The sequence below is a fragment of the Mesorhizobium sp. M0815 genome, from assembly GCF_040319995.1.
In the GTDB taxonomy this organism is placed as follows: domain Bacteria; phylum Pseudomonadota; class Alphaproteobacteria; order Rhizobiales; family Rhizobiaceae; genus Mesorhizobium.
Genome location: NZ_JAMYOU010000016.1, coordinates 88,715 through 103,489, shown reverse-complemented (window position 1 = coordinate 103,489; position 14,775 = coordinate 88,715). Strand labels below are relative to the sequence as shown.

The 14,775-nt window shown below is 64.2% G+C and carries 17 protein-coding genes; 13 read left to right on the top strand and 4 right to left on the bottom strand.

Translation table 11 applies throughout. The features are described 5' to 3' along the window. The first annotated feature begins 104 nt into the window (after positions 1-104). Genes NKI01_RS18935 through NKI01_RS18920 form a run of 4 tightly spaced genes read left to right on the top strand, consistent with a single transcriptional unit; the run spans position 105 to position 3,568 of the window. Positions 105-707, top strand: coding sequence for a shikimate kinase (locus NKI01_RS18935; RefSeq protein ID WP_352495632.1), 603 nt, complete (start codon positions 105-107; stop codon positions 705-707). After that, the gene (gene aroB, locus NKI01_RS18930; RefSeq protein ID WP_352483487.1) at positions 704-1,825 is read left to right on the top strand and encodes a 3-dehydroquinate synthase; all 1,122 of its coding nucleotides are present in this window, start codon (positions 704-706) and stop codon (positions 1,823-1,825) included. Before NKI01_RS18935 ends, aroB begins: the two co-directional genes overlap by 4 nt. Next, complete coding sequence (locus tag NKI01_RS18925; RefSeq protein WP_023721135.1) at positions 1,822-2,718, top strand: HlyC/CorC family transporter; 897 nt, start codon at positions 1,822-1,824, stop codon at positions 2,716-2,718. The genes aroB and NKI01_RS18925 overlap by 4 nt, the downstream gene beginning before the upstream one ends. A gap of 40 nt (positions 2,719-2,758) precedes the next feature. Further along, positions 2,759-3,568: an alpha/beta hydrolase gene (locus NKI01_RS18920; protein WP_352964208.1), complete on the top strand. Its 810-nt coding sequence runs from the start codon at positions 2,759-2,761 to the stop codon at positions 3,566-3,568. 1 nt (position 3,569) lies between these two features. Here the strand turns inward: NKI01_RS18920 and NKI01_RS18915 are convergent, their stop codons facing one another. Beyond that, positions 3,570-3,872, bottom strand: a complete 303-nt coding sequence (locus NKI01_RS18915) for a BolA family protein (RefSeq protein WP_023721132.1) — start codon at positions 3,870-3,872, stop codon at positions 3,570-3,572. Positions 3,873-4,005: 133 nt separating this feature from the next. On the opposite strand from NKI01_RS18915, the gene NKI01_RS18910 reads away from it, so the two are divergent. The 6 genes from NKI01_RS18910 to NKI01_RS18885 all read left to right on the top strand — a co-directional run bounded on the left by NKI01_RS18910 (position 4,006) and on the right by NKI01_RS18885 (position 9,716). Continuing rightward, entirely contained in the window at positions 4,006-4,635 is a 630-nt protein-coding gene (locus NKI01_RS18910; RefSeq protein ID WP_036238769.1) for a J domain-containing protein, read from the top strand. Positions 4,636-4,758: 123 nt separating this feature from the next. Further along, a complete protein-coding gene (gene cobS / locus NKI01_RS18905; protein ID WP_023721131.1) occupies positions 4,759-5,745 on the top strand; it encodes a cobaltochelatase subunit CobS in 987 nt (328 codons plus the stop codon). An 11-nt stretch (positions 5,746-5,756) separates the two neighbouring features. Then, positions 5,757-7,655 (top strand): cobaltochelatase subunit CobT, encoded by a 1,899-nt coding sequence (gene cobT / locus NKI01_RS18900; RefSeq protein WP_023721130.1) that lies wholly within the window; start codon positions 5,757-5,759, stop codon positions 7,653-7,655. Next, on the top strand, positions 7,652-8,677 hold the full coding sequence (locus tag NKI01_RS18895) for an esterase-like activity of phytase family protein (RefSeq protein ID WP_352964205.1): 1,026 nt from the start codon (positions 7,652-7,654) through the stop codon (positions 8,675-8,677). Before cobT ends, NKI01_RS18895 begins: the two co-directional genes overlap by 4 nt. 191 nt (positions 8,678-8,868) lie before the next feature. After that, positions 8,869-9,237, top strand: a complete 369-nt coding sequence (locus NKI01_RS18890) for an ArsR/SmtB family transcription factor (RefSeq protein ID WP_352964238.1) — start codon at positions 8,869-8,871, stop codon at positions 9,235-9,237. After that, the gene (locus tag NKI01_RS18885) at positions 9,234-9,716 is read left to right on the top strand and encodes an SRPBCC family protein (RefSeq protein WP_352964202.1); all 483 of its coding nucleotides are present in this window, start codon (positions 9,234-9,236) and stop codon (positions 9,714-9,716) included. The genes NKI01_RS18890 and NKI01_RS18885 overlap by 4 nt, the downstream gene beginning before the upstream one ends. A gap of 56 nt (positions 9,717-9,772) precedes the next feature. Here NKI01_RS18885 and NKI01_RS18880 read toward each other — a convergent pair whose 3' ends face one another. The 3 genes from NKI01_RS18880 to rpmB form a co-directional block, all read right to left on the bottom strand. After that, positions 9,773-10,447, bottom strand: a complete 675-nt coding sequence (locus NKI01_RS18880; protein ID WP_352964199.1) for a spermidine synthase — start codon at positions 10,445-10,447, stop codon at positions 9,773-9,775. An 83-nt stretch (positions 10,448-10,530) separates the two neighbouring features. Then, positions 10,531-11,211: a queuosine precursor transporter gene (locus NKI01_RS18875; RefSeq protein WP_023721125.1), complete on the bottom strand. Its 681-nt coding sequence runs from the start codon at positions 11,209-11,211 to the stop codon at positions 10,531-10,533. Positions 11,212-11,293: 82 nt separating this feature from the next. Next, positions 11,294-11,590: a 50S ribosomal protein L28 gene (gene rpmB, locus NKI01_RS18870; protein WP_023721124.1), complete on the bottom strand. Its 297-nt coding sequence runs from the start codon at positions 11,588-11,590 to the stop codon at positions 11,294-11,296. A 616-nt stretch (positions 11,591-12,206) separates the two neighbouring features. Here rpmB and NKI01_RS18865 point away from each other — a divergent pair. From NKI01_RS18865 to NKI01_RS18855, 3 genes are read left to right on the top strand one after another with little or no spacing between them, the layout of a single operon-like run. Continuing rightward, positions 12,207-12,998 carry a DUF3108 domain-containing protein gene (locus NKI01_RS18865; protein WP_352495630.1) on the top strand — a complete coding sequence of 264 codons (792 nt, stop codon included), beginning with the start codon at positions 12,207-12,209 and terminating at the stop codon, positions 12,996-12,998. A gap of 40 nt (positions 12,999-13,038) precedes the next feature. After that, the gene (yddG, locus tag NKI01_RS18860; protein ID WP_352495629.1) at positions 13,039-13,944 is read left to right on the top strand and encodes an aromatic amino acid exporter YddG; all 906 of its coding nucleotides are present in this window, start codon (positions 13,039-13,041) and stop codon (positions 13,942-13,944) included. Continuing rightward, positions 13,944-14,612: a lysoplasmalogenase family protein gene (locus tag NKI01_RS18855; RefSeq protein WP_352495628.1), complete on the top strand. Its 669-nt coding sequence runs from the start codon at positions 13,944-13,946 to the stop codon at positions 14,610-14,612. The genes yddG and NKI01_RS18855 overlap by 1 nt, the downstream gene beginning before the upstream one ends. Positions 14,613-14,775: the final 163 nt, after the last annotated feature.

The following is a 14,775-nucleotide window of genomic DNA, read 5'->3' as shown; positions in this document are numbered from 1 at the left end:
ATCCCACCAATTCAAGGGTGAAGCCAATAACAGGTCCCGGGCGCGCCGCGCTTGACGCAAACAGGCTTTTGATGTCGATACGCCGGCAAAGAGGCCCTAGAAACATGAACGCGTTACCAGCAAACCCTCCGGGCAAGAGCCATGCCGCGCTGCTCGGCCGGCTGGGCGACCGTTCCATCGTCTTTGTCGGGCTGATGGGCGCCGGCAAGACGGCGATCGGCCGCAAGGTGGCGGCGATGCTGGCGCTACCCTTTATCGACAGCGACCAGGAGATCGAAAGTGTTTCGCGCATGAGCGTCCCGGACCTGTTCGAGCGCTATGGCGAGGCGGAGTTCCGGGCACTGGAGCAGCGCGTCATCCTGCGCGTGCTGGAGCACGGGCCCCAGGTGCTGTCGACCGGCGGCGGCGCCTTCATGAATGCGCAGACGCGCGAGGCGATCGCCAGCCATGGCGTTTCGGTCTGGCTGAAGGCCGAGATCGACCTGTTGATGGAGCGCGTTTCCAAGAAGCAGAACCGGCCGCTGCTGAAAAGCGCCGATCCCCGGGGGGTGCTGGAGCGGCTGATGGCGGAACGCTACCCGGTTTACGCCGCGGCCGATGTCATCGTGCCGACCCGCGACGACCGCAAGGAGATCATTGCCGCCGAAGTGGTGGACGCGCTGCGCGGCCATCTCGGCGTTGCCGACATCGACGAGGTGCGGTCGTGAGCGCTGATGCAACGGTCTCTGTCGAAGTCGGGCTTGGCGAGCGTACCTACGACATTTTGATCGGCCCCGGCCTGCTGTCACGCGCCGGCGCCGAAATTGCGCGCCGTCTGCCGGGCACAAGGGCGGCGGTCGTCACCGACGAAAACGTCGCTAGCGCGCATCTCGCAACGCTTGCGGCCGGCCTGGCAAGCGGTGGCATCCAACATGCAGTCATCACGCTGCCGCCCGGCGAAAAGACCAAGAGCTTTGCGCACCTGGAAGAGGTGGTCGACGGCGTGCTGGCCGCCAAGCTGGAGCGTGGCGATGTCGTCGTCGCGCTCGGCGGCGGCGTCATCGGCGACCTCGCCGGCTTTGCCGCCGGCATCGCGCGGCGCGGCATGAACTTCGTGCAAATCCCGACCTCGCTGCTGGCGCAGGTCGATTCCTCCGTCGGCGGCAAGACCGGCATCAACAGCAAGCGCGGCAAGAACCTGGTCGGGGTGTTTCACCAGCCGAGGCTGGTACTGGCCGACACCGAAGTGCTCGACACGCTGCCGATCCGCGAGTTTCGCGCCGGCTATGCCGAACTGGCCAAATACGGGCTGATCGACCGGCCGGAGTTCTTCGCCTGGCTGGAGGAAAACTGGTCTCGCGTGTTTGCCGGCGGGCCGGAGCGGGCAAAAGCGATTGCCGAGGCCTGTCGCGCCAAGGCCGACGTCGTTGCACGCGACGAATTCGAGACCGGCGACCGTGCGCTGCTCAATCTCGGCCACACCTTCGGTCACGCGCTCGAGGCGGCGACCGGCTATGACGGCACGCGGCTGGTGCATGGCGAGGGCGTTGCCATCGGCATGGCGCTGGCGCACCGTTTTTCTTCAAGGCTCAATTTGGCGAGCCCCGACGATGCGGCGCGCGTCGAGGCGCACCTTCGCGTCGTCGGCCTGCCGTGGTGCATGGCCGACATTCCAGGCGAATTGCCTGACGCCGAAAAGCTGTTCTCCTTCATCACCCAGGACAAAAAGGTGTCGCGCGGCGCGCTGACCTTCATCCTGACGCGCGGCATCGGTCAGGCCTTCATCGCCAGGGATGTGCCGGCCTCGGAAGTGCTGGCGTTCCTCGGGGAGAACCATCCGGGATGAGCCAGGCCGGCTGGATCGCGGCTGCTGCGCTTGCCGGCCTCGGCCTGCTGGGCTTCGTCTTGCGTCGGCACCTGTTCGCCGCCTTCGGCTACGAGTTGCAGCGTATCGAGCCGCAGCGCTCGACGCATGAGGAATTGCGTGGCGCCGTCGACGATTTCCGCCGCGACGGCCAGGTGGTGCGCGAGGATCGTGCCCGCATTGGCGGCCTGTTCGACCTTGAGGAGCTCGAAGTGTCGGACGTGATGGTCCACCGCACCAATATGCGCTCGGTCAACGCCGACGACCCGCCGGAAGCGGTGGTGCGCGAGATCCTGCAGAGCCCGCATACCCGCATGCCGCTGTGGAAGGGCTCGCTCGACAACATCGTCGGCGTGCTGCACGCGAAGGACCTGCTGCGCGCGCTGAACGAGGTCGGCAATGATTTCTCCAGGATCGACGTGATGAAGATCGCGTCGCGGCCGTGGTTCGTGCCCGACACCACGACGCTGCAGGAGCAGCTCAACGCCTTCCTGCGCCGCAAGGCGCATTTCGCCATCGTCGTCGACGAATATGGCGAGGTCGAGGGACTGGTGACGCTGGAGGACATCATCGAGGAGATCGTCGGCGAGATCGCCGACGAGCACGACATCGACATCCAGGGCGTCAAGCAGGAAGCCGACGGCTCCGTCGTCGTCGACGGCACGGTGTCGATCCGCGACCTCAACCGGGCGCTCGACTGGAACCTGCCGGACGAGGAAGCCACCACCATTGCCGGCCTTGTCATCCACGAGGCGCAGTCGATTCCGGACGAAAAGCAGGCCTTTACGTTTCACGGCAAGCGCTTCGTCGTCATGAAACGCGACAAGAATCGGATCGCGCGGCTGAGGATCAAGCCGGCGATGCTTGGCGAATGACAGTGCACGCCTTATGGCAGCCGTGGGCAGTCAGGAGTCTATGACAATCGATCGGCGAACCCTGCTTCTGGTGTCGATGGCGGCGCTGCTGCCGGGTCAGGCTGCAGCGGCATTGCAGCTGCGTCCGCCATCACCCGAAACCTTCGACTATGGGCCGGCCAAGCTCGACATTTATTCCCGCGATGGCGCAAGCGGCCTGCCGGTCGTCTTTTTCGTCCATGGCGGCGCCTGGCGGGTCGGCAACCGCAACAACGTCAACTCCAAGCCGCAATTCCTGCTCGACAATGGCTTCTGCTTCGTCTCGATCGACTACCGGATGCTGCCTGAAGCCGACGTCGCCACCCAGGCCGCCGATGTCGAACTGGCGTATCGCTACGTCCGCGCCAACATCGCCAGCCATGGCGGCGATCCGGACCGGATCGTCGCGATGGGCCATTCGGCCGGCTGCCATCTCGTCGCGCTGACCGGCCTGCGCGGCGGCCTGCCCGGCGTCGCGGCGCTGGTCCTCGACGATACCAGGGCCTACGATCTGGAGGCGTTGGCCAGGAGCGGCGGCATGGCAGGGGTCTATGCCCGCGCCTTTCCCGATCCGGCGCAGTGGCGGGCGCTGTCGCCGGTCACCTATGTCGACGGCCGCAAGCATCCGCCGACGTTCATCGCCTATTCGCGGGCGAAAACCCGCGCGGCGGACGCGCAGGCCTTTGCCGGGCGTCTGGGCGCCACCGGAACCAGGGTCACGCTGTTCGATGGCAGCGCCTATTCGCACATGTCGATCAATCGCGACTTCGGCACCGAAGGCGATGCGTTGACCGCCGCGGTGATGGCTTTCCTGAGGGCGAGCCTCGCCTGAGTTACCAGCGGGTCTTTTCGCCGGGCGCCGCCGGCTCGATCGCCAGGGCATGGACGCCGGATTTCAATTCCTCGGCCAGCAATGCGTTGACGGCGCGGTGGCGTTCGACGCGGCTCATGCCGGCAAAGGCGGGCGCGACGATGCGGACGCGGAAATGCGTCTCGCCGGTGCCGTCGAAGGTGGCGTGATGGCCGGAATCCAGATGATGATGGCCGGCATGGAGATGGCTTTCGTTGATGACGGCCAGCCGTTCCGGCGAAAACGCCTTTTTCAGCTTGTCTTCCATCGTTGCCTGTATGGACATCGCCGCTTCCCTTCACCACATCTATGTCATCGCACAAAATTCGCCGTTCGCCGGTTTTATGCCGCGATTCAGCGGTTAGGGCGATCATCGCGAAAATGTCAATTCTTGTTTCGCATCAGCGAACAGCCCATAAATGGGTGAGATGAAGCCGTACCCAAAATATTTCGAAAAGATTCGCATCCGCCCGGAGAAGGACGCGGAGCTGAAGTCGCGCTCGCCGATCTGCCAGTGGGATGGCTGCAAGGAGGCCGGCACCCACCGCGCCCCGGTCGGACGCATGAAGGAAGGCGAGTACTTCCAGTTCTGCTTCGATCATGTGCGCGAGTACAATAAGGGCTTCAATTATTTCTCGGGCGTTCCCGACACCGAGATTGCCCGCTTCCAGAAGGAGGCCATGACCGGCCACCGGCCGACCTGGAAAATGGGCGTCAACGGTGCTTCGACACGCTCCTCGCCCGACTTCGCCCAGGCGCGCTCCGGTCGCGCCGGCTACTACAACCGCATGCGCGATCCGTTCGATCTGTTCAAAGGCCCGAAGGACCCGCGCGAAGCACGCGAGCGCAAGGCCAAGCCGCTTGAGGCCAAGGCACTGGAAACGCTTGGCCTTGATACAAAGGCGACTGGCAAGGATATCAAGGCGCGCTATAAGGAACTTGTGAAACGCCACCATCCGGATGCGAATGGCGGCGACAGAGGTTCGGAAGACCGGTTCCGCGATGTGCTCCAGGCCTATCGCGTGCTCAAGCAGGCAGGTTTGTGCTGAGCGACCTTACGGTTCGTGTCGCTTTCCAACTTTCATAAGGTTGGAAAAGGCTCTAAGACCGCCCCCGAACAAAATCGATTGCCAGCGAAACGCGGCGTTTCGCTTGTGGAGACGTTGATAGAGATGAACAAGGTCGATCGCGACATCGCCAACCTGCCCGACACCACGGTGTCGGTGAAGGAGACATTCGGCTTCGACTCCAAGATGGTGGTGCCGGCCTATTCGGTGACGAGCGAGCATGTGCCCGACATCGACCCGGACTATCTGTTCGACAAGAACACGACCATGGCGATCCTCGCCGGCTTTGCCTACAACCGCCGGGTCATGGTGTCGGGCTATCACGGCACCGGCAAATCGACGCATATCGAGCAGGTCGCCGCCCGCCTCAACTGGCCCTGCGTGCGCGTCAACCTCGACAGCCATGTCAGCCGTATCGACCTCGTCGGCAAGGACGCCATCGTCGTCAAGGACGGGCTGCAGATCACCGAATTCCGCGACGGCATCCTGCCTTGGGCCTACCAGCACAATGTCGCGCTGTGCTTCGACGAATACGATGCCGGGCGGCCGGACGTGATGTTCGTCATCCAGCGCGTGCTGGAATCGTCGGGCCGGTTGACGCTGCTCGACCAGAGCCGGGTCATCCGCCCGCATCCGGCCTTCCGGCTGTTTTCGACCGCCAACACGGTTGGGCTGGGCGACACCACCGGCCTCTATCACGGCACCCAGCAGATCAACCAGGCGCAGATGGACCGCTGGTCGATCGTCACCACGCTGAACTATTTGCCGCACGACAATGAGGTGAACATCGTGCTGGCCAAGGCCAAACACTATCGCGACGGCAAGGGCAAGGAGATCGTCAACAAGATGGTGCGCGTCGCCGACATGACGCGCTCGGCCTTCATCAACGGCGATTTGTCGACGGTGATGAGCCCGCGCACGGTCATCACCTGGGCCGAGAATGCCGAGATCTTCGGCAATATCGGCATGGCGTTCCGGCTGACCTTCCTCAACAAATGCGACGAGCTGGAACGCTCGCTGGTCGCCGAGTTCTACCAGCGCGCCTTCGGCGAAGATCTGCCGGAATCGGCTGCCAATGTGGTGCTGGGCTAAGCAGAGTCTCGATGGCGGGTCCGGGCGACAACACGCGAAACAAATCCAAGACCGGCGCTGAGAACGACAGCTTCAAGCGCGCGGTTACCGTCTGCATGCGCGCCATCGCCGGCGACAAGGACCTCGAAGTCGGCTTCGCCAAGGACCGGCCGGCGCTGGCCGGCAGCCGCGCCCGGCTGCCCGAACTGCCGAAGAAGGCATCGAAAGCCGATATCGCCATCACCCGGGGGCTCGGCGATTCCATGGCGCTGAAGCGCGCCTGCCATGATGCGCGCATCCACACCAGGCTGGCGCCAGAAGGCAAGCAGGCCCGCGCCATCTATGACGCGGTCGAGCAGGCCCGGGTCGAGGCGATCGGCAGCCGCGCCATGCAGGGCGTTGCCGACAATATCGGCTCGATGCTCGAAGACAAATACGCCCGGGCCAACCTCGTCGACGTCAAGGACAAGGCCGACGCGCCGATCGAGGAGGCGCTGGCGCTGATGGTGCGCGAAAAGCTGACCGGCCGCACTGTGCCGAAGAGCGGCGAACGGCTGGTCGATCTCTGGCGGCCTTGGGTCGAGGAAAAGGCCAGCGCCGACCTCGACGGGCTGTCGGCAAAGCTCGACGACCAGCAGGCCTTTGCCCGCGTCGTGCGCGAGATGCTCGCCTCCATGGAAATGGCCGAGGAACTCGGCGACGACCAGGAGACGGAAGACTCGGAGGACAACGACGAAAACCAGCCGCAAGGCGAGGAGCAGAGCGAGGAGGGCGGCGAAGACGATTCCGGCTCCGAGCAGTCGCAGTCCGAAGATACCGAGGCATCGTCCGACGACGAGCAATCGGCCGAGACCGAGGCCTCCGACGCCACTGCCGACGACCTTTCCGACGATGACGACGCCGACGCGGAGACGCCCGGCGAGGCGCGCCGCAACGACAATCCCTTCACCAATCTGCCGAAAGAGATCGACTACAAGGTCTTCACCACGGCCTTCGACGAGACCGTAGGCGCGGAGGAACTGTGCGAGGAGGAGGAGCTCGACCGGCTGCGCGCCTTCCTCGACAAGCAGCTCGCCAACCTGTCCGGTGTCGTCGGGCGGCTGGCCAACCGGTTGCAGCGCCGCCTGATGGCGCAGCAGAACCGCTCCTGGGATTTCGACCTCGAAGAAGGTTATCTCGATCCGGCACGGCTGGTGCGCGTCGTCATCGACCCGATGCAGCCGCTGTCCTTCAAGCAGGAGCGTGATACCAAATTCCGCGACACGGTGGTGTCGCTGGTGCTCGACAATTCGGGTTCGATGCGCGGCCGGCCGATCACGGTCGCGGCGACCTGCGCCGACATCCTGGCGCGCACGCTGGAACGCTGCGGCGTCTCAGTCGAAATCCTCGGCTTCACCACCCGCGCCTGGAAGGGCGGGCAGGCGCGTGAGAAATGGCTGAAGGAAGGCAAGCCGCCGAACCCCGGCCGGCTCAACGATCTGCGCCACATCATCTATAAATCCGCCGACCATCCGTGGCGGCGGGCGCGCCGCAATCTCGGCCTGATGATGCGCGAGGGCCTGCTCAAGGAAAACATCGACGGCGAGGCGCTGCTTTGGGCGCACAACCGGCTGATCGCGCGGCCGGAGCAGCGCAAGATCCTGATGATGATCTCGGACGGCGCGCCGGTCGACGATTCAACGCTGTCGGTCAATCCGGGCAATTATCTCGAGCGGCATCTGCGCGCCATCATCGAGCTCATCGAGACGCGCTCGCCGGTCGAGCTTTTGGCCATCGGCATCGGCCACGACGTCACCCGCTACTATCGCCGCGCCGTCACCATCGTCGATGCCGAAGAACTGGCCGGCGCCATGACCGAGCAGCTGGCCTCGCTGTTCGCCGAGGAAACCGTGCGCGACACGCGGCGCGGCGGCATGCGGCGCGCCGGATGATTTTTTCCCGCGGCGGCCTTTGGCAGACGCTTTTGGCCGCCATTGCGTTGTCAGGCATCAGTTTGGCGCCGGCTGTCGCTGCCGGGCCGGCCCCGGTCGAGCCGGCCGAAATCTCGGCACGGCCGATCAGCGAATTCCATATCGGCCGGCCGGACAAACAGTTCGGGCCGCTCGAATTCGTCGGCGGGCTCGAAATGACCTCGCCGACGCGCGATTTCGGCGCGCTGTCGGCGCTTCGGTTCCTCAAGCCGGGCAGCGATTTCATCGGCGTCGCCGATACCGGCTTCTGGTTCTTCGGCACCCTTGTCCACGATGCCGACAAGCGGCCTTCCGGCATTCAGAATTTTCGCATGCAGCAGATGGTCGATGCGGCCGGCCAGGCCATCGACCTGAAATGGGCGGTCGATGCCGAAGGCCTCGCGGTCCAGGACGGCATCGCCACGGTCGGCTTCGAGCGCGATCACCGTATCGCAGAGTTCAAGATCGATCCGGACGACATGAAGGCGCCGTTCAAGCAATTGGACTTCCTGATCCCGGCCTGGGAACTTCGCCGCAATCGCGGCTTTGAGACCGTCGCCCGCGCCCATCCTTACGGACAGCACGCGGGCGGGCTGGTCGTGGTGTCGGAAAAGAGCCTCGACAAGGCCGGTAACATCTTCGCGGCGATCATCGAAGGGCCGCATAAGGGCGTCTTCACCGTCAAGCGCAATGGCGACTTCGACATCACCGACGGCGCCTTCCTGCCGGATGGCGACCTGTTGCTTCTGGAGCGCAGTTTTTCGATGGCCGGCGGCGTCAAGATGCGGCTGCGGCGCCTCTATGGCGAAAGCGTCGAGAAGGGCGCCGTCGCCGACGGGCCGGTGCTGCTTGAAGCCGACATGGATTACCAGATCGACAACATGGAAGCGCTCGACGTCTGGACCCGCGACGACGGCGCGCTGATCGTGTCGCTGATGTCCGACGACAACCACTCGATCCTGCAGCGCAACCTCTATCTGGAATTCATCCTGCACGAGGATTGACGCGCGATCGGCCATTGATCGGCTGTTGGCGATGCTGGCATTTCCGCGCCGTTTCGCAGCGCATGCAATTTCCCATGGCGATTTCCCCTCGCAATGACCCGCGTCGCGGGTTTCCAACCGGCTCTCACCATCTGCAAAAATACTTTAGTTGTGGCTTGACAATTTGTGTCATCGGCGAAATACTCAAGTCCATGCTTAACTATTCCGAGATCGACAGCATCCTGCGGGCTCTTGCCGAGCCGACGCGGCGGGCAATCCTGGAAAGGCTGGGCCGCGGGCCGGCCACCGTCAGCCAGCTGGCGGAGCCGTTCGGCATGACCTTCGCCGCGGTGCTCCAGCATCTCCAGGCGCTGGAAGCGTGCGGGCTGATCCGCAGCGAAAAAATCGGACGCGTGCGCACCTGCCGGATCGAGCCCGGCGGGCTCGCCCCGCTCGCCGACTGGATCGCCGCGCGCCGCACGCCGGCCGAACGCCACCTCGACCGTCTCGGCCAGATTCTGGCGGAGACTGACCAACCGAACGCAACACTCCACGACCAGGAAAGGGACGAAGAGAAATGAACCAGATTGCGCCCGTGAACGACCACTCCGTCATCCATTCGACCTTCACGATCGAGCGGACCTATCCGCAATCGCCCGAGCGCGTCTTCTTCGCCATTTCCGACGAGGCGACGGTGCGGCGCTGGCGCGTCGACGGCGACGGCTTCACCATCGCCGAATTCACCTTCGATTTCCGTGTCGGCGGCGGCGAGGTTTCGCGGTTCAGCTATCAGGGCGGCCCGGAAATCAGGCTCGATGCGCAGTTCCAGGACATCGTCCCTGACCGACGCATCGTATTTTCCTACCGGATGGCGGTCGGGTCGCAGCCGCTGTCGGCGTCGCTCACCACGGTCGAGCTTGCACCTTCCGGCGACGGCACCCGCCTGACCTATACCGAACAGGGTGCCTTCTTCGATGGTGTCGATTCAGCGCAAGGGCGCGAGGAGGGCACGCGCGGGCTGTTGCAGGCACTTGCCGCCGAGCTTCAGAAGGCGAAGTAGAGGTTCGTCGGCGTACCGGGCGGCGTCCAACAAGGCCCGCCCGGATTGCGAGGGGCCTATTGCCCTTTGCTCGCGAGCCAGATGACGTGACGGGCGCCGCGCTTGCCGTGAGCCCGCACCTTGACCTCCTCGACCGTGAAGCTCGCCTGCTTGAGCCGCCGGGTGAAGCCTGCGTCAGGGCCCTGCGACCAGACCGCCAGCACACCGCCGGGCTTGAGAGCTGCTCTCGCGCTGTTCAGGCCGGCTGCGCTGTAGAGCGCGTCGTTGCCCTTGTAGACGATGCCTTCGGGGCCGTTGTCGACGTCGAGCAGGATCGCGTCCCAGGCCGAAGCTTGCGATCGAATGAGCTGCCCGACATCGGCCTCGCGAATGCCGACGCGCCGGTCGTCAAGGCAACCGTCGAAAACCTCGGCCATCGGGCCGCGCGCCCACGTCACGACTGCCGGCACCAGTTCAGCAACGGTGACCTGCGCATCGTCGCCGAGCTCGGCCAGCGCCGCGCGCAAGGTAAAGCCCATGCCGAGGCCGCCGATCAGGATGCTTGAATTCCCGCGGCCGGCAATCCTTTGACAGGACAGTTTGGCCAGCGCCTCTTCGGAACCGCTGAGCCGATTATTCATCAGCTCATTGGCGCCAAGCATGATCGAGAATTCGCCGCCGCGCCGTTTCAGGCGAAGCTGCTGTCCGCCGTCAGGCGTTTTTGCCGAGTCCAGTTGAAGCCAGGGGATCATGCTCGATAGTCTTTGAGCATGATCTTGTCCGAAAACCGGTTCCCACTTTTCGCTAACGCGGACCTTCGGTTCGGGATCATGCTCTATGCCGCCAGTGCCGGCTGGCTCCAGCGGGCGGCAAGCAGCCGGTAAGGGATCAGCGCTACCACCGCTATGATCAGCTTGACGCTGAGATCGCCGAGCGCCCAGGATATCCAGCGCATCGTCTCGACTGGCAGCATGCCCATGAGCGGTGCGGTCTCCAGCGCAAAGCCATCGTTCGGCCCGGCGAAGGCGAAAGCCGCCGCGAAGGCGACGGTGAAAAACACCACCGTATCGAAAACGGAGCCGACCAGCGTGCCGACGATCGGCGCGCGCCACCAGCTCTGCCGGCGCAGTCGGTTGAACACGGTGACGTCGAGCAATTGCGCGGTGAGGAAGGCCGCACCCGACGCCGCGGCAATACGCACCAGCCGGTCGGCGGCGGTCTCGAATTCGATCAGGCCGTGGCGAAACAGCAAGGGCGGGATGACGATCGAGCAGACCACCGCTGTCATGAACCCGACAAAGACGATCCTGCGCGCCACCGCCGGGCCGTAGCGGCGATTGGCGAGATCGGTGACCAGGAAGGAGAACGGATAGGTGAAGGCGCCCCAGGTCAGGATGTCGGCCAGCGACAACCCGCCGATTGCGCCCTGCATCGGAAACTGCACGAGGATGTTCGAGGCCACGACGACGAGCGCCATGGCGGCCACGAAGGGCAGGTATCGCGAGAGGAAAATCATTTTTTTATCCTGGGTAATGGAACCAGCGGAACGCGATCCGGAGTTCGGATCACGCCCTGGAAGGCGGCTGCCGCCGAAAAATTCAGGCGGCCGGCTGTTCGGCGAGCTTCTTGGCGATCTGCTTCTTCAACAGGCGGGCGCGCTGCGACAATTGCTTGGCATCGGCCTTGGCCAGGAAGGCATCGAGGCCGCCGCGATGCTCGACCGAACGCAGCGCGTTGGCCGAAATGCGCAGGCGCACATTCTGGTTCAGCGCTTCAGAGATCAGCGTCACATTGACGAGATTGGGCAGGAAGCGACGCTTGGTCTTGTTGTTGGCGTGGCTCACATTGTTGCCGGACATGACTGCCTTGGCAGTGAGTTCGCAGGTGCGGGACATGATACTAACCTTCGGTTCTCGGTCCTGGCCAAACATTCGACCCGCGCCGGGTGGCGCGCGGTTTCGGTCAGGCGGCCTTATGGAAAAAGTTGGCGTTCCATAGTTGCATTTCGCCGATGCGTCAAGCTTGGGGTTGGTTCGGGAGAGGGAATTGCACCTTCAAGAGATGAGCACCAGTGGCGAAGCTGCCGATCTCCCCGCTTGCGGGGGAGATGGCCGGCAGGCCAGAGGGGGTGCTGTCCCTCCGACTTAGCTCCGTTGCAGCCAAAACTCTCGGCACTGGGAGGATAAGCTGGATCTTGGCGATCCTTCCCACCCCCTCTGCCCTGCCGGGCATCTCCTCCGCAAGGGGGAGATCGACAAATTCATCGAGCGCCACATTTTGTTCTTGCTTTGTGCCGGCAGCTATGCTACTAATTTGGGTATGGTGCTGATTCGCGCCGACGACCCGCCCGCCGAGGCGGGTTTTTCATTTCTGGCTTCCGTCACCTCCCACCGACCAGCCCAGCGTTCCCTGCCGACGCCGCCTTCACATTAAGGCCGGAATTCAGCCTATAAGCGGTCACACAGGGACATGCCAGATCGCCCGTCTCCGGTCGACAATCAAGGACCCGCCATGCCTCGTTCTTTCCTCCATGCCCTGGTCGTGCTGTTCGCCGTCGCGCTGTCGACGACGGTTTCGGCCGCCGAGCCGCAATCCTTCACGGGCGAGTATTCGGTGTCGTTCCTCGGCCTTTCCGTGGCCAAGGCGAAATTCTCCAGCCATTACGAGGGCGACACCTATTCGATCGAGGGCAGCGTCTCCAGCGCCGGGCTCGCCACATTGTTCGACGATACGCGAGGCACGATCTCATCGAAGGGCAAGATTTCGGGCAAGCAGTTGCAGCCGCAGGCGTTTCGCGCCGACTACACGTCCGGCAAGAAGGCGTCGATGATCGACATCCAGTTTGCCAACGGCGTGGTCACCTCGACCAAGGTCGTGCCTGAGCCAAAGAAGCGCAATCCCGAGAATTGGATACCGCTGGTCGGCAGCGATCTCGTATCCGTCCTCGATCCGATGGCCGCGACCGTCATCCATGCCGACAGCCTCGACCAGGTCTGCGGGCGCACGGTGAAGCTCTATGACGGCGAAATGCGTGCCGATCTGAAACTGACCTACGAGTCGAAAGGGTCGATCTCGGTGGCCGGCTACGAGGGCGATACGGTCACCTGCAGGCTGGGTTTCGAGCCGGTGGCCGGCTACCGCAAGAACCGCAAGGCGCTGAACTACCTGAAGAAACGCAGCCGCATCATGGTGACGTTTGCACCGGTCGGCCAAAGCGGCGTATATGCGCCGATCCGCGCCACGGTCAGCACGCAAATCGGCCCGTTGACGGTCAGCGCGGAGCGGTTCGAAGCAGACGAATAGGCGTGATGGTGCGCCGCCAATGGGCCACGGGGCGACGGGTATGGCGCGCGCAACACTGATCGGCTTCTCCGCGGTCGCCATGTGGGCGCTGCTGGCGCTGTTTACGGATGCTTCGGGTTCGGTGCCGCCGTTCCTGCTTTCGGCAATCACCTTTACGATCGGCACCTGCGTCGGCCTGGTTGCCCGGCTGTTCATGCCGGCAGCCGATGGCGCCGCGAAGATACCGCGCCAAGTCAAAATACCACGCAAAGTCTGGGTGATCGGCATTGCCGGCCTGTTCGGCTACCACTTCTTCTACTTCACCGCGCTGCGCAATGCGCCGGCCGTCGAGGCCAGCCTTATCGCCTATCTGTGGCCGCTGCTGATCGTGCTGGGATCGGCGCTGATGCCTGGCGAGCGGCTGGCCTGGAACCATATCGTCGGCGCGCTGCTCGGCCTTGCCGGCACGGTCCTGATCGTCACCAAGGGCGGCGGACTTGCCTTCGATGCACGTTATGCCTTCGGCTATGCGATGGCCGCCGTCTGTGCCGTGTTGTGGTCGTCCTATTCGCTGTTATCGCGGCGCTTCCCGTCGGTGCCGACCAGCATCGTCACCTGGTTCTGCGCCGCCACGGCGGCACTTTCGCTCGTCTGCCATCTGTTGCTGGAAGAAACGGTGCTGCCCAACGGCGCCGGCCAGTGGCTGGCCGTGCTCGGCCTCGGTCTGATGCCGGTAGGGGCGGCGTTCTATGCCTGGGACATCGGTGTCAAGCGCGGCAACATCCAGGTGCTGGGGGCGGCAAGCTACGCCGCGCCGCTGCTGTCGACACTGGTGCTGATCGCCGCCGGCTTCGCCGAGCCGTCATGGCGCATCCTCGCCGCCTGCGTGCTGATCACCGGCGGCGCGGCACTGGCGGCGAAATCGCTGTTGCTGCGCAAGAGGGCCACGAGCGAGGCAAACGCTTGATGCCGTTTCCCGGCGGCATCGATGCCAATGCCAATGCGACGCTGCTGTTTTCATTGGCGGCGGCGGTGATCTATGCGTTCAGCCTCGGCATGCCGCCGCGTCTTTCGCGGTCGGCGGCAAGGACATTGGCGGTGGCGATGCTGGCGGTGCTGGTCGTGCAGCAGAGCGGCCCATGGCTGCTCGTCGCCGCACTGGGCGTCAGCGCCGTCGGCGACGCCTTCCTGTCGCGCGACGGCGAGAAGGCATTTCTTGGCGGCGCGGCCAGTTTTCTTGCCGCGCATGTGCTTTACGTCGTGCTGTTCCTGCGTGCCGGCGGCGGCCTCGGGCTGCTTTTGGCCGAGCCGTGGCGGGCAGCGATCGTGCTGGCGATGGTCGTGTTGGCGCTGGCGATGGTTTTCGCGCTCCGGCGCCGCGTCGGCCCGGCACTGCGCCTGCCGATAGGCCTTCGTGTGGCGGCAATCCTCGCCATGGGCATTGGCGCGCTTACCCTGAGTAGTGCCTGGGTCATCGGTGGCGTCGCCCTGCTCATATTGTCCGACGGGCTGCTTGCCGCGGAAAAGTTCCTGCTGCCCGCCATCTCGCCGCACCGTGCCTGGATGCGCCATGCGGTCTGGGCGCTGTATTACGCCGGCCAGCTGGCGATCACCCTGGGTTTCGTTTTAGGCTAGGCATGTCGATATTCAGATGATGCCGGCCTGCAAACGGCGAAAGATCCGACGCTTGGTGCCCATGGGCAAGCCTTTGTGGCGCAATCCTCGAGGTCGTCAGATCAGAGGGTAAAAATTCTCGCTTGACCTAGAGCTGCTCCAGCTTGGTAGCCTAGCGCACAAT